Source organism: Thauera sp. (genome assembly GCF_034003485.1).
GTDB lineage: Bacteria > Pseudomonadota > Gammaproteobacteria > Burkholderiales > Rhodocyclaceae > Thauera.
Map to the genome: position 1 here is coordinate 37131 of NZ_JAVEYL010000002.1, position 13829 is coordinate 50959.

Annotated in this window: 10 protein-coding genes; 3 read left to right on the forward strand and 7 right to left on the reverse strand. The window is 68.3% G+C overall.

Annotated features, from left to right (window positions below):
• Positions 1-157 precede the first annotated feature (157 nt).
• Genes RBT54_RS01365 through RBT54_RS01375 form a run of 3 tightly spaced genes read left to right on the forward strand, consistent with a single transcriptional unit; the run spans position 158 to position 2302 of the window.
• Positions 158-583, forward strand: a complete 426-nt coding sequence (locus RBT54_RS01365) for a gamma-glutamylcyclotransferase family protein (RefSeq protein WP_320363358.1) — start codon at positions 158-160, stop codon at positions 581-583.
• A 43-nt stretch (positions 584-626) separates the two neighbouring features.
• The gene (locus tag RBT54_RS01370) at positions 627-1628 is read left to right on the forward strand and encodes an amidoligase family protein (protein WP_320363360.1); all 1002 of its coding nucleotides are present in this window, start codon (positions 627-629) and stop codon (positions 1626-1628) included.
• Positions 1613-2302: a type 1 glutamine amidotransferase gene (locus tag RBT54_RS01375; RefSeq protein WP_320363361.1), complete on the forward strand. Its 690-nt coding sequence runs from the start codon at positions 1613-1615 to the stop codon at positions 2300-2302. Before RBT54_RS01370 ends, RBT54_RS01375 begins: the two co-directional genes overlap by 16 nt.
• Before the next feature lie 9 nt (positions 2303-2311).
• On the opposite strand, the gene mgtE is transcribed toward RBT54_RS01375, so the two are convergent.
• From mgtE to RBT54_RS01410, 7 genes are all read right to left on the reverse strand, one after another.
• Positions 2312-3997, reverse strand: a complete 1686-nt coding sequence (gene mgtE, locus RBT54_RS01380; protein ID WP_320363362.1) for a magnesium transporter — start codon at positions 3995-3997, stop codon at positions 2312-2314.
• Between the two features lie 42 nt (positions 3998-4039).
• Positions 4040-5869: an SLC13 family permease gene (locus tag RBT54_RS01385; RefSeq protein WP_320363363.1), complete on the reverse strand. Its 1830-nt coding sequence runs from the start codon at positions 5867-5869 to the stop codon at positions 4040-4042.
• 193 nt (positions 5870-6062) lie between these two features.
• The gene (locus RBT54_RS01390) at positions 6063-8765 is read right to left on the reverse strand and encodes a cation-transporting P-type ATPase (RefSeq protein ID WP_320363365.1); all 2703 of its coding nucleotides are present in this window, start codon (positions 8763-8765) and stop codon (positions 6063-6065) included.
• 77 nt (positions 8766-8842) lie between these two features.
• Positions 8843-10303, reverse strand: a complete 1461-nt coding sequence (locus RBT54_RS01395) for a GntP family permease (RefSeq protein ID WP_320363367.1) — start codon at positions 10301-10303, stop codon at positions 8843-8845.
• Positions 10300-11370, reverse strand: a complete 1071-nt coding sequence (locus tag RBT54_RS01400) for a patatin-like phospholipase family protein (RefSeq protein ID WP_320363369.1) — start codon at positions 11368-11370, stop codon at positions 10300-10302. The genes RBT54_RS01395 and RBT54_RS01400 overlap by 4 nt, the downstream gene beginning before the upstream one ends.
• A 115-nt stretch (positions 11371-11485) precedes the next feature.
• Positions 11486-12901, reverse strand: coding sequence for a TonB-dependent receptor (locus tag RBT54_RS01405; protein WP_320363371.1), 1416 nt, complete (start codon positions 12899-12901; stop codon positions 11486-11488).
• Between the two features lie 41 nt (positions 12902-12942).
• On the reverse strand, positions 12943-13764 hold the full coding sequence (locus RBT54_RS01410; protein ID WP_413788414.1) for an NADPH-dependent oxidoreductase: 822 nt from the start codon (positions 13762-13764) through the stop codon (positions 12943-12945).
• Between the last annotated feature and the right edge of the window lie 65 nt (positions 13765-13829).

The following is a 13829-nucleotide window of genomic DNA, read 5'->3' on the forward strand; positions in this document are numbered from 1 at the left end:
AGTCAGGCTGCATGCAACGGTGAAGACATGGGCCGCTGAGTGGGGAGATGGGTGAATCACCAGCGAGGGGATGAGCGAAGATGCCGGGCCGGATGCCCCGCGGAGTGGCGACGCATCGGGACGCATGGGGCTGGGGAGACGCTTGGGGATGCATGCGATGAGACGATGGAAGGTGGTCGGTCTGACGGTGGCCGCGGTGATTGTGCTCGGCGCCGGTTGGCTGTGGTTGTCGATGCTGAGCCCCTGGGGGTACACGCCCCCAGCGGGGCTGCCAGCGATCGAAGCGGGCGGGCCGCATCGCGTGTTCGTCTATGGGACGCTGCGCAACCCGGCGATCCGGTGGGTGGTGATTGGTCGCCATGTGCCGACTGCTTCGGCTGTGCTGGAGCAATATCGCAAGGAGGGCCTGGATCTGCGCGCGCAGGCGGACGCACGGGTGGAGGGCGAAGTGTTCGTCGTCGACGCCGACGAGCTGCGCCGCCTGGACCGCTACGAGCGGTTGGGCGTGCGCTACGAGCGGGTCGAGCTGGAACTCGCGGATCGCACGCCGGCGTGGGTCTATCGCCGCCTGCAGGCGCGTTGAGGAGCAGGCAGGTCGAGCGCGGGAGTACCCGCAAGGAGAGCGCATGATGAGCACCGAACGGCACGAACTGGCGCAGCCCCCCTGGCTGCACAACGCAGACGGGCAGATGCGCCGTGTGGGCGTCGAACTCGAGATGAGCGGTTGCACGCTCGACGAGTTCGCCACCTGCGTGGCGGACTTCCTCGGTCTGGGCGTCGTCAGCAGCGGCCGCTACGAGCGCCGGCTCGAGGGCGACCCCGCCGGCGACTGGGTGGTTGAGCTCGACTTCGACCTGCTCAAGCGGCTCGGTCGCGAGGCGCGCGGCGGCGAGTCGTTCGTGGACGAGCTCGGGCGCTCGGCAGAGGATGCGCTGGCCTGGGCGGCCAAGGCCGTTGTCCCGGTGGAGGTAGTCGGCCCGCCGCTGCCGCTGAATCGGCTCGAGGAAGTCGAGCGCCTCATCGTGGGCCTGCGTGCGGCGGGCGCGAAGGGCACCTCCGACCGTCTGGTCAACGCCTTCAGCATGCAGTTCAACCCCGAGCTGCCCAGCCTGGAAGCGCGGCCGATCACGGCCTGTCTGAAGGCCTTCCTGTGCCTGTACGACTGGTTGTTCGCGCGCGCTGACATCGACATCTCGCGCCGCGTGACGAGTTATGTAGACCCGTTCCCGGTCGATTACGCGCGCAAGGTGGTCGACACGCGCTACTGGCCCGACCTGCCCACGCTGATCGATGACTACCTTGCCGACAATGCCACCCGTAACCGCGCGCTCGACATGCTGCCGCTGTTCATGCACCTGGATGCGGCGCGCGTGCGCAGGGTGACAGACGATGCGTTGATCAAGGCCAGGCCCACCTTCCATTACCGGCTGCCCGACTGCGACATCCACAAGCCGGACTGGGGTCTCTACCTGGCCTGGAACGACTGGGTCGAGGTCGAGCGCCTGGCGGCCGACGAGCACCGCCTGCAAGGCTGCTGCGCAGCCTACCTCGATCACCTGTCACGGCCGCTCGACCGCCTGTTGGGCGACTGGGTGGGCGTGCTGGAGCGCGAATGGCTCGGCCGCTGATCGCCATCACCGGGCCCGGGCGCGGGGCCTTCGGTCCCCGGACCCTGGTGGCAATGGCAGTGCGCTTCTATGGCGGGCGGCCGCTGCAGTTGCGTCCGGGCGACGAGCACGGCGAACTCGCCTATCACGGCGTCGTCGTCACCGGCGGCCACGACGTCGAGCCGGTGCTCTATGCCGCCGAGCCCGAGGTCGAGCCCAACTACAACCCGGAGCGTGACGCGCTCGAGACTGCAGTGATCCGCGATGCGCTCGCGCGCCGGCTCCCGCTGCTCGGCATCTGCCGCGGCGCGCAGTTGCTCAACGTGTGCCGTGGCGGCACGCTGCACCAGGAGTTGCGCTCGAGGAGGCAGAAGACCTCGAACCGATGGACGGTGCTGCCGCTGAAGACGCTGTGTGTCGACGAGGCGCAGCAAGGGCGGGGGACGCTGCGCAGCCTGATCGGTGGCGCCCGATCTCGCATCAACAGCCTGCACAACCAGGGCATGGACCGGATCGGCGAGGGGCTGGTGGTGAGTGGGCGGGATCTCGACGGTATCGTGCAGGCAATCGAGGACCCATCGGCCGACTTCCTGCTCGGGGTGCAGTGGCATCCCGAGTTCCTGCTTTATCTGCGCCGGCAGCGCGCACTGTTTCGCGCGCTGGTGGGGCATGCCCGCGTACGTGTCCGGACCTGAGTCCGGCGCTTAGAGCAGCAGCACGGTCGCCAGCCCGAGGAAGGCGAAGAAGCCGACCACGTCGGTGACGGTGGTCAGGATCACGCTGCCGGCGAGCGCCGGGTCGATGCCCATGCGCTCGAGGATGAGCGGGATGGCCAGACCGGCGACCGCGGCACACAGCATGTTGAGCAGGATCGCGGCGGCGATCACGCCGCCGATGCCCCAGTCACCGAACCACACTACCGCCAGCGCGGCGACCACCGCCGCCCATAACCCGCCATTGAGGATGGCGACCCCGACCTCGCGGTTGAGCAGCACGCGCACGTTGCCCTTCTGCACCTGGCCGAGCGCGAGGCCGCGGATCACCAGGGTGAGCGTCTGGCTGCCGGCGATGCCGCCCATGCTGGCGACGATCGGCATCAGCACCGCGAGCGCCACCAGTTGCTCGAGCGTGCCCTGGAACTGGCCGATCACCCAGGCGGCGAGGAAGGCGGTGACGAGGTTGATGCCCAGCCACACTGCGCGCCGGCGCGAGCTCACCAGCACCGGGGCGAACATGTCGGCCTCGTCGTCGAGGCCGGCCATCTGCATCACCGTGCGGTCGGAGTCCTCGCGGATCAGGTCGATGACGTCGTCGACCGTGATGCGGCCGATCAGCCGACCTTCGCCATCGACCACCGGCGCCGACATCAGGTCGAGGTCCTGGAACTGGCGCGCGACCTCGCGGCTGTCGGTGTCGACCGCAATGCCGGCGATGTCGCGCTGCATCAGCTCGGCGACGTGGGTGTCGAGGCTGGCGGTGACCAGCACGGACAGGCGCAGCGCGCCCTGGTAGTGGCCTTTTCGGTCGACCACCATCAGCATGTCGGTCTGTGGCGGCAGGGTCTCGAGCAGGCGCAGGTAGCGCAGCACGGTGCCGGCCTTGACCTCGGCGCGGACCTCGATCGCGTCCGCGTTCATCAGGCCGCCGGCCGACTCTTCCGGGTAGCTCAACATCGACTCGAGCTGCTCGCGGCGCGAACCCGTGGTGGCGAGCACCAGCCGGCTACCAAGCTCGGCGGGAAGGGTCTGGATGAGGTCGACCAGGTCGTCGAGTTCGAGGGGCTGGACGGCGGCGATCAGGTCGTCGAGGTCCAGCTCCTGCGCCAGCGCGGCGCTGATCTCGTCGTGCAGGAAGCTGAGTACGCGGCCGGCACGCTCGGTCTCGACCATGCTCCAGGCCTGGCTGCGCTCGGTGGGCGGAAGCGCCTCGAGCAGGCCGGCGACCTTGGCCGGGTGCATGCGGTGCAGCAGCTTGGCGACGCGCTTGAGCTTGCCGGCGTCGAGCGCACTACGCACCGCCTCGAGCTCGCTCGGTTGGCGCGCACCGCCGTCGCCCTCGGGCGGCGGCGTGGCGGCAGCGCTGTCGGTTTCCGGCGTTCCGTCCTCATGGGATTCGTGTGCCAGCGCGGGACGCAGTTCGGCGCTCAGATGGCCGAGCACCCGGCCCTCGAGCGCGCCATGGATCTGTTGCCACAGCGCCAGGCGCTGTTCGGGATCGAGGCGCTCGAGCAGCGCCGCGATCTTGGCCGGATGCAGACGCTGAAGCAGCTTGCGCACGCGCTTGTTGCGGCCGTCGGCAAGCGCCTTGACCACCTGTTCGCTGAGCGTTCGGGTGGGCGCCTCTGCCTTGCCTGCGGTGTCGTGGCTGTCGTCTGGGTTGTCGTCGTTCATGGCAGGGAGGATACGCGCGCGAGCAGCGGTCGCTGCGGTGATTCAACTGGCCAGCGGCCAGAACAGCAGGAGCAGTGGGAGCGCAACGGCGATCACCAGCAGGTCCACCGGCACGCCCATGCGCCAGTAATCGCCGAAGCGAAAGCCGCCCGGGCCAAGGATCAGCGTGTTGTTCTGGTGACCGATCGGGGTCAGGAAGGCGCATGAGGCGCCGATTGCCACCGCCATCAGGAAGGTGTCGGGATTGACGCCGAGCTGCATTGCTGCGCCCATTCCGATCGGCGCCATCACCGCTGCGGTGGCGGCGTTGTTCATCAGGTCGGTGAGTACCATTGTGGTGATGAGGATCACCGCCAGGCCGATCACCGCATCGCCGCGGGCGAGGCTGTCGAGCAGCAGGCGGGCGACGAGGTCGGCGGCTCCGGTCGATTGCATGGCGCCGGCCACCGGCAGCAGCGCGGCGAGCAGCACGACCACCGGCCAGTCCACCGCGTCGTAGACCGTCCGCGGCGAGACGGTGCGCAAGGCCATCGAGGCCAGCACCCCGCCGGCGAAGGACACTGCAGCCGGCAGCAGGCCGGTGGCTGCGACGCCGACGGCGATCAGCATGATCAGCGTTGCGGTGATCGCCTTGCCGCGGTCGGGGATGCGCAGCTGGCGCTCGGCCAGCGGCACGCAGCCGAAGTCGGCTGCGAACTCGGTGAGGATGTCCGAGGGGCCCTGCATCAGCAGCAGGTCGCCCGGGCGGATCTTGAGCCTGCGTAGTCGTGCCTTCGAGCGCGCGCCGTCGCGTGACACTGCGAGCAGGTTCAGGCCGTAACGTGAGCGCAGCAGGATGTCGCTCGCGCTGCGCCCGGAGAGCGCGGATTCGGGGCGCACGACCAGCTCCATCAGGATCAGATCGTCGCTGCGTTCGTTGTCACGTTCGTCGCCGGCGGCCCCCTCCGGCTTGTCCTCGTCCTTCTTTTCCTTGCTCGCCTTGTGTCCTTCTTCCAGCTCGAGTCCAAGCTGCGCGAGCACCTTGGGAAGCGCCTCGACTTCCGCTTCCAGGACCAGGATGTCCCCCGCGCGCACGACGCGACCGCCGCTGGGCGCGCTCATCTTCACGTCGTTGCGGACGAGGCCGACAATCTGGGCGTCGGCCTCGTCGAGTTCGTTCTCGATCTCGCGCAAGCGCATGCCCGCGGCCTTGCTGCCCTCGGGTACGCGCGCCTCGGTGATGTAGGCGCCGGTGTCGAAGCCCGCGGTGCCGGGCTGCTCGCGCGCAGGTACCAGGCGCCAGCCGACGAGCGCGATGAAGGCGACCCCTGCGACCGTCAGCGGCAGTCCGACGAGGGTGAAGTCGAACATCGCATAGCCGCTGAGATCGGCCTGGTTCTCGCGAAAGCCGGAGACGATCAGGTTGGGCGGGGTGCCGATCAGCGTGGTGGTGCCGCCGAGGATGGAGGCAAAGGCGAGCGGCATCAGCACCTTGCCGGGCGGCAGTTCGAGTCGGCCGGCCAGTTGTACCGCGACCGGCATCAGCAGCGCGAGCGCGCCGACGTTGTTCATGAAACCAGACAGCAGCGCAGCCAGCGCGGCAAGTGCGGCGATGCTGGCGGTGGGGCCGGCACGGGCCGGCAGCACCGCACGGGTGAGCACATCCACCGCACCGGAGCTCTGCAGGCCGCGGCTGAGGACCAGCACGCAGGCGACGGTGACGACCGCCGGGTGACCGAAGCCGGCGAAGGCTGCACCGGGTTCAACCAGACCGGCCAGTACGCAGGCGAGCAGCGCCATGACGGCGACCATGTCGTGGCGCCAGCGCCCCCATAGGAACATGACGATGGTGGCGAGCAGGATGGTCAGGATCAGGGTCTGGTCGTGCATCATCGGGATCTCGGTAGCGGCGCAACGGGGATCCCGCCGCGCCGCGTGTGCATGACGCGGTCGCCAGGTGGCAAGGGCGCCGTCGGTCGAAAGACTGGTCGAAGAGCCGCCCCAAGTTTATGTCGGATGTGACGTTCTGTAAGCTCAGCCTGCGCCGGGAGGGCGTTTCGGGCTGGATCGCACCCGGGGTGTGTCGTCAGCGCTCGCGGGCGCGCAGCAATGCCTTCTCGGCCTCGATGATCAGGAACACCACGGCACCGATCGCGAGCGGTGCCAGCCAGGCATCCAGCCCGACCGGAGTGGTTCCGAACCAGGTGTTCATGATCGGCAGATAGACGAATCCCAACTGCAGCAGGATCAGGATCGCCACCGAAATCTGCGCGGCCGGATTGGTGAACATGCGCGCCGGCGCCAGGCTGGACGCCGTCAGGAAGCGGCTGTTGAACAGGTACCAGGCCTGTGCGATCACCAGCGTGTTGACCGCCATCGTGCGCGCGGCTGCCAGTTCCATGCCGGCGTGCAGCGAATACTCGAAGGAGCCGATGGTGGCGCCGCCGATCAACAGCGACACGAAACCCACTCGTCCGAGCATTGCCCTGTCCATGATCGGCGCCCCCGGCCGGCGCGGCGGGCGCTGCATGACGCCGGGCTCCGCGGGTTCGAAGGCGAGCGCGAGCGCGAGGGTGACCGCGACCACCATATTCACCCACAGGATCTGCACCGGCGTGAGCGGCAGGGTGAGGCCGAGCACCACCGCGGCGAGCATCACCAGGCCTTGTGCGCCGTTGGTGGGCAGGATGAAGAGGATGGCCTTCCTCAGGTTGTCGTAAATCGTGCGGCCTTCCTCGACCGCGCGTTCGATGGTCGAGAAGTTGTCGTCGGCGAGCACGATCTCGGCGGCTTCCTTGGTGGCCTCGGTGCCCTTGATGCCCATTGCCACGCCCACGTCGGCGCGCTTGAGCGCGGGCGCGTCATTGACGCCGTCGCCGGTCATCGCAACCACCTCGCCACGCGCCTGCAGGGCCTTCACCAGGCGCAGTTTGTGCTCGGGGCTGGTGCGGGCGAAGATGTCGCAGTCGTGGGCGATGGCCTGCAACTCCTCGTCCGAGGCGGCCTCGATCTCGGCGCCCGAGATCACCTTGAGCTCGTCGGCCGTGCCCAGGCCCATCTCGATACCGATCGCGCGCGCGGTGCCGGCGTGGTCGCCGGTGATCATCTTCACGCGGATGCCGGCGGTGTGGCAGGAGCGGATGGCGTCGGTCGCCTCGGGGCGCGGCGGGTCGATGATGCCGATGAGGCCGAGAAAGACCATGTCTTCCTCGAGGTCCTCGAGTGCGAGCTCATCCTTGTCGCCCGCCACTTCGCGCGCCGCGGCGGCGAGCACGCGCAGGCCTTCGGCGCTCAGGGCCTCGATCTGTTCCTCCCAGAATGCACGGTCGAGCGGCTGGAGTTCGTCCTCGGCGCCGAGTTCGCTCGCGCACCGGTCGAGCAGGCGGTCGGGCGCGCCCTTGAGCAGGATGCGGCGCGTGCCGCCGGGCACGGTGTTGAGCGTGGCCATGAACTTGTTGGCCGACTCGAAGGGGATGCTGGCGTGACGCTCGTGGGCGTCGGCATCGAAGCCGGCCTTGTCGGCGAGCGTGCGCAGTGCGCCCTCGGTAGGCTCTCCGGTGACCTTCCACTGGCCGTCCTCCTCGGCGACATGGGTGTCGTTGGCTACCGCGACAACCTCGATCACTGCGTGCAGGTGGCTGCTGCTCTGCAGGCTGGCGCTGCGACCGTCGAGCGTGATGTCGCCTTCGGGCCGGTAACCGGTGCCACTGACCTCGTAGAAGCCGCCGCGGGTGACGACATGGCGTGCGGTCATCTCGTTCTTGGTGAGCGTGCCGGTCTTGTCCGAGCAGATCACGGTGACAGCGCCCAGGGTCTCGACCGCGGTCAGCTTGCGGGTGATGGCGTTGCGCTGTGCCATGCGCTGCACGCCCAGCGCCAGGGTGATGGTGAGGATGGCCGGCAGACCTTCGGGGATGGCTGCGACCGCGAAGCCGATGGCGGCAAGGAAGACCTCGGCCAGTGGCAGCTCGTGCACCTGCAGGCCGATCACCAGCATCAGCGCCGCCAGCGCCACGATGGCCACGGAAAGGATCTTGCTGAACTGGGCCATCTGGCGGGTGAGCGGGGTCTGCAGCGTCTGCACCTCGGCGATCAGGCGGTTGATGCGGCCGAGTTCGGTGTTGGCCCCGGTGGCGACCACCACCCCGATGCCGCGCCCGGCGGCGACCAGGGTGCCGGAAAAAGCCATCCCGAAGCGGTCGCCGACGCCCGCTTTGGCATCGACTGCGTCGGTGCTCTTGTCGGCCGGCACGGATTCGCCGGTGAGCGCGGACTCCTCGATGCGCAGGTTGGTCGCCTCGACCAGGCGCAGATCCGCCGGCACGCGGTCGCCGGAGCGCAGGCGCACGATGTCGCCCGGCACCAGGCCATCGGCATCGACCTCGCTCCATTGCCCCTCGCGGCGGGCGTGAGCGCGCAGCGACAGCATCTTGCGGATGCCCTCGAGCGCTTGCTCGGCCTTGCCTTCCTGGATGAAGCCGATGATGGCGTTGATGACGACCACGCCGAGGATCACGCCGGTGTCGATCCAGTGCCCGAGCACGGCGGTGATGGTCGCTGCAGCGAGCAGCACATAGATCAGCACATCGTTGAAGTGCTTGAAGAAGCGCTTGAGCAGGCCTTCCTTCGGTGGTGTCGGAAGCCGGTTGGGGCCAAGCTCGGCGAGACGACGTTCGGCCTCGGCTGCGGACAGGCCTGCGCTGTCAGACGATAGCCGGGCCATGACCTCGTCGGCGCCGAGGCCGTGGGGATTTTCGATCTGCAGCGCGTCGCGGTGTCGGGAAGTCATGATCTTGCGCGAGAACCTTGCGTGAGGCGCCTCAGCACGGCGCGGCCGGCGGACCGCGCGCCGCTGCGGCGCGTGAATCAGAAGGAGCCGAATACGGACCCGAGTATAACGAGCAGCACCAGCGCCAGAATCGGGAACACCACCGCGACCATGAAGATGTCCTTGTAGGCCTCGCGGTGGCTGAGACCGCAGATCGCCAGCAGGGTCACGACCGCGCCGTTGTGCGGCAGGCTGTCGAGGCCGCCGGTGGCGACCGTGGTGACGCGGTGCATCAGCTCGGCGGAGATGCCGGTGGACTGCGCGAGCGCGAGATACTCCGTGCCCAGGGTCTGCAGCGCGATGCTCATGCCGCCCGAGGCCGAGCCGGTGACGCCGGCGAGCACGTTTACCGACAGCGCCAGCGAGACCAGCGGGTTGCCCGCGCCGAGCTCGTCGACGAAGGCCTTGATCAGCTCGAACGCGGGCAGCGCGGCGATGACGGCGCCGAAGCCCACCAGGCTGGCGGTGTTGAAGATCGGCAGCACCGAGGCGTTGGCGCCGTCGTCCAGGCTGCGGCGCAGGTCGGCAATGCGCTGCCAGCACAATGCGAGCAACAGCAGGCAGGCAACGGTCAGCGAGCCGATGATCGCCCAGATGCCGCGCACCGCGTCGATCGAGGTCGCGCCGTACAATTCCTCGCCGAGGTAGCCGGTGTCGAGCGCCGGGATCAGCAGGCTGCTGAAGACGTAGTTGAGCACGATCACCAGCACCACCGGCGCGATCGCCACCGCAAACGGCGGCAGATCGCGCGCGGCCTCGTCGGGCGGGATCATCAGCACGTCGAAGCCCTCGCCCGCGCAGCGCTCGCGCTGGTCCTTGTCGAACGCAGCAGGCTCTGCGCCGGCGTCGTCATGCTGGCCATAGCCTTCGCCTGCGGCACGTGCGCGCGCAGACTGGCGGGCCAGCCACCACTGGCCGAGGCCGAACATCACCAGCGCGGCGATGATGCCCAGCACCGGCGCGGCAAAGGGGGTGGTGCCGAAGTAGGGCATCGGGATCGCGTTCTGGATCGCCGGCGTGCCGGGCAGCGCGGTCATCGTGAAGGTGAAGGCGCCGAGCGCGATCGTGGCCGGCAGCAGGCGCTTGGGGATGGCGGCCTGGCGGAACAGCGCGGCGCCGATCGGGTACACCGCGAACGCCACCACGAACAGCGACACGCCGCCGTAGGTGAGCACCGCGCACGCCAGCACGACGGCGAGGATGGCGCGCTCGGCGCCGAGTCTGGCGACGATGCCCTGGGCGATTGCCTCGGCCGCGCCGCTGTCGTCCATCAGCTTGCCGAACAGGGCGCCGAGCAGGAAGAGCGGGAAGTACTGCACGATGAAGCTGCCGGCCGAGCTCATGAAGAGCTGGGTGTAGGTCGCCATCAGCGGCGTGCCGGCGGCAAACGCCGCGGCGAGCAGGGCCATCACCGGCCCGAGCAGCAGCACGCTGACGCCGCGCCAGGCGAGCCAGATCAGCAGCCCGAGCGCGAGCAGGACGCCGAGCAGTCCGGTCATGCGCGGTCCTCCTTGATGGTGGCCGCCGACTTGATGCTGTCCTCCAGCAGCCAGTCGAGATTGAAGCTCGAGCGCTCGCCGAGGTCGCTCCAGTGCTTCTCGAGCCAGCGCTCGGCGCGCTTGCGGCCGAGGTCGCGCAGATGGCACAGATAGGCCCATTCGGCGTTGAGCTTGCTCGAGGCCTTGAGCTCGACGAGGTCCTCGTCGGCATGGATGCGGTGCAGGCGCATGTCGCGGTAGCGCTCCTGCTCCAGACCTTCGGCCTCGATCAGGTCGCGCAGCAGCATGATCGCGCGCAGCTCCTTGAGCAGGCTGGCGTTGAAGGTGATCTCGTTGAGGCGGTTGATGATGTCGCGCGCGCTGCGCGGCAGGTCGGGGCGCTCGAAGGGGTTGATCTGCACCAGCACGAGGTCGCGTGCGTCGCACTCATCCACGAGCGGGAAGAGCGCCGGGTTGCCCATGAAGCCGCCGTCCCAGTAGGCCTCGCCGTCGATCTCCACCGCCTGGAACATGAGCGGCAGGGCGGCCGAGGCCATCACCGCGTCGACGCTGAGCTCGGGCTGGCGGAAGACCCTGGGCCGGCCGCTGCGCACGTTGGTGGCGGTGACGAAGACCTTGATCGCGGTGCAGCGATTGACGCGGTCGAAGTCGACGGTGCTGGCGACCAGGTCGCGCAGCGGATTGAGGTTGAGCGGATTGAGCTCGTAGGGCGAGAACACCCGGCTGAGGTGATCGAAGAACACGTAGCTCGGTGAGTTCTCCAGCCCCCAGTCGCCGTTGATGCGCGACCACAGGTCGCGCTGGATGGGACTGCCGACGGCAGCCTCGCTGACCGTCTTCCAGAAACGTTCGAGCGCCGCGCGGGCACCGTCGGGCCCGCCGGCCTCCAGACCGTCGGCGAGCACGACGGCGTTCATGGCGCCGGCGCTGGTGCCGCTGACGCCTTCGATGTGCAGTTGCGGTTCCTCGAGCAGGCGCTCGAGCACGCCCCAGGTCAGCGCGCCGTGGGCGCCGCCGCCCTGCAATGCGAGTTCGATGGTCTTGCGCGGGGTCTTGTTCTTCGTCATGTCCCTATTCTCCCTGCGTATGCGGTACACGAATGCTGCAGTGCCACATGAAAGAGTCCGTCAGGACGAAGAAGTTCCGGCGCGAGTGGTGACTGCGCGAGGTGTCCCCGCGCGCCTACTCGGTGTCGTAACCGAGCAGGCGCGATTCGATGATGCGCTGCGCCACGCCCTCGGGTACGTCGGCTTCCCAGTCGCCGCGGCCGCGGCGCAAGCCGGTGAGCACCTCGGCGATGTCGATGTGGAGGTGGCTGTCGTCGTGGGGCTGCACGGCCACCAGCTTGTCGTTTTCCTTCAGGTGCGCGAGCAGATGACGCAGGTTGGCCGGGACCTGCACGTTGTCGAGTGTGACGGTGGCCGACGGATCGGTGCCGCGCGGGCGCGAGGGGTAGACGTACACGTGCGTGTTGTCGGGAAAGAGCTTGCCGAAGGCTTCGAGGATGCCGCCCTCCAGGCCCTCGTAGTACTTCTCGTCGAACAGGAACTGGAAGTCGCGCACCGAAAGCACGATGCCGATCGGCTTCTGCGTGTAGCGGCGCAGGTAGGCGCGCAGGCGGAAGAAGCGCACGTAGTCCGAGATCATCACCGTGTAGCCCTGCGAGGCGAGCAGGTCGATGCGGGCGAGGAAGTCGGCGCCGTCGACGTTGTCGCCGCTGATCAGCGAGTTCATCGTGACCTCGGCGAGCGACAGGATCTCGCTTTCGTCGACCTCGGAGAGTTGGCTGAACTGCTTGACGCCCGACGCCATCATGTCGACATTGACCAGGGTCACCGGCTTGAAGCTGCCACGCATCACCATCACCGGCTTGCGATAGAGCAGTTCGCCCGGCACCACGACCTGCCCCTCGGGGTTGAACACTACCGCCCGCGTCAGCCAGCTGCGGATCAGGTGCAGGTTCATCAGGCGGTTTTCGACCTCCTCGAAGTAGGGGCCGGAGAAGTGGATCAGATCGACCTCGATACGCTCCGAGCCCAGCCCGTCGGCCAGGCCCTCGACCACCCATTCGGGATTCTGGTGGTGGAAGAAGGCGCCGTGGATGAGGTTGACGCCGAGGATGCCGAGCGCTTCGGACTGCAGCGCGTTGTCGTTGTCGAGCATGCGCACGTGCATGATCACGTCGCTCGGCTCGGCGCCCGGGTGCAGTTGCAGGCGGATGCCGACCCAGCCGTGGCACTCGTTCTTCTGCTTGAAGCTGCGCGCGGTGACGGTGGCGGCGTAGGCGAAGAAGGTGGTGTTCTTCGCCCGCAGATGGGCGAGGCGGGCGACGACCTGGGTGAATTCCTTGTCCAGCATCTGGAGCAGGCGCGCACGGCTGACGTAGCGGTCGACATGGCCGTAGATGTCGTCGCTGACCGCCATGTCATAGGCCGACATCGTCTTGGCGACGGTGCCGGCGGCGGCGCCGACCTGGAAGAAGCGGCGGGCGACCTCCTGGCCGGCGCCGATCTCGACGATCGAGCCGTACTTGTATTTGTCGAGGTTGACCGCGAGGGCCTTCTGGTCGGTGGTCAGGGAGGTGTTGCGGGTGCGCATGAGGTCTCCTCGGGACGGGCGGGTAGCGAACGCTTGTTGGCTTACTTGAGCTTGAAGCCGAGGGCGTGCAGGGCGTCGATCAGGCGGTCGCGGCCGGAGAGGCTCTCGGGCCCGGCGATGCGCTTGGCCGAATGCACCGCCCAGGTGCCGCGCACATTCATCCTCTGTTCGTCGTAGAAGCGCGCCATGGTCTGGTTGTAGGCCTCGATACCGGCGTCCTGAACATTCTGGCTGTAGCGCTCGTGATGCACCACCACCGACTGCGGCGGGCGCGGCTTGACCTCGGCCGGGTGGGTCGGGTCGGGCGTGCCGACGCACATGCCGAACACGGCGAACACTTCGGGCGGTAGATCGAGGAGCGCCGCGACCGCTTCCGGATGATTGCGCATGCCACCGATATAAACCGTGCCCAAGCCGAGCGATTCGGCCGCGGCCGCGGCGTTTTGCGCGGCGAGTGTGGCGTCGATGACACCGGTCAGAAACATCTCGGTGTAGTCCAGCCCGGCCGACGGGCGCTCGAGCTCCTCTGCGACGCGGCGCAGGCGGGCGAGGTCGGCCAGCCATACAAGCTGCAGCGGTGCGTCGCGCACATGGGCCTGGTTGCCGGCGAGTTCGGCGAGGCGGGCGCGGGTGCCGGCCTCGCGTACCGCGACCACGCTCCAGACGTTGAGGTTGGACGAGCTGGCCGCCGACTGTGCGGCGGCGGCGATGGCCGTGAGTTGTGCATCGCTTACCGGGTCGGGCAGGTAGGCGCGCACCGAACGGTGCGCCAGCAGTTGTTCGATCAGCGGAGTCAGTGCCGCTTCGGCAGGTGCGGCGTCGGTGCCGTAGCGAGCGATGAGGGCGGGCGGTGTCGAAGACATGGGCATTCCTCGCGGCGAAAGAGCGCCGAACAGGCGCATCGGCTGTGCAGTATACCGGGTGCTTC